The sequence below is a fragment of the Mesorhizobium caraganae genome (assembly GCF_016836705.1).
GTDB classification, from domain to species: Bacteria; Pseudomonadota; Alphaproteobacteria; order Rhizobiales; family Rhizobiaceae; genus Mesorhizobium; species Mesorhizobium caraganae.
In genome coordinates this window covers 1-424 of sequence record NZ_JAFCGY010000165.1, presented here as the reverse complement: position 1 = coordinate 424, position 424 = coordinate 1, and the positions used below count along the sequence as shown (strand labels likewise).

At 55.4% G+C, this 424-nt stretch carries 1 protein-coding gene; it reads right to left on the bottom strand.

Features of this window, described 5'->3' with window-relative positions; all coding sequences use genetic code 11:
- Window positions 1-362, bottom strand: a 362-nt coding sequence (locus tag JQK88_RS35790) for an SEL1-like repeat protein (RefSeq protein WP_203281302.1), incomplete at its 3' end; no start/stop codon positions are given.
- Window positions 363-424: the final 62 nt, after the last annotated feature.

Sequence of the window (424 nt, the reverse complement as noted above, 5' to 3'; positions counted from 1 at the left end):
ATATTATAGAAACCTTGAGGAATCTTCAGATCGATCATTTTCTGGTAAAGGTCTAGAGCTTTCTGAGTGTCCTTCTCCACACCTCCCGGCCAACCGGTACGATAGAGGTTCGCCAAGTTATGCATGGCCTTCCAGTGGCCACGCTCCACTGCCTTGCTGTAAAGCTCGACGATACGGCCCCAGGGCCGCAGAGTATCGGGCTTGGCCAAGGCGGCTGCTTCGCGGTACCAGACATCGGCTTGCGAATCCAACGGCGGCAGATGGTCTTTTTCATTAACGCAGACAAACGATTTGCTGTTGGCCATCACGGGAACGGCTGCAAGACAGAGCACGGCCCAAAGTCCAATAGCCATCAGCCGCATCACTGCTCCGGTTTCCAGTCGGGCCGATCTGCGTCGTAGCCCTGAGTGGGATGGGGTGGTAA